Annotated in this window: 1 pseudogene; it reads left to right on the forward strand. The window is 65.7% G+C overall.

What is annotated here, in order from left to right:
* Positions 1–265 (forward strand): annotated as a pseudogene (locus ACR9ZK_RS22250) (nitrate reductase); the annotation flags it as partial.

Below are 265 nucleotides of genomic sequence, written 5' to 3' on the forward strand. Positions count from 1 at the left end.
TCCTGGCCCTCAACTGGCTGGCGTCCTCGTTCATGGGTGCCGAGCTCCTGGCGCAGCTTGGTTTCCCTGATCCCGTGGCTGGTCCGGTACTCGTTACGATCGTCGTCGCGGGGATCACCGTGCTGGTGGCCGTCTTTGGCCACAGCCTGATCCTGCGGAGCTACCCCGTTGTCGCGTCGGTGCTGCTGGTCGTTTTCCTGCTCGTCACCGTGTTCGCCCTGCCGCACGTGCAATGGGGTTATGCAGCCCCCGCTCCCCTCGAGGG

This window comes from Monashia sp. HAY1-5C (assembly GCF_056755255.1).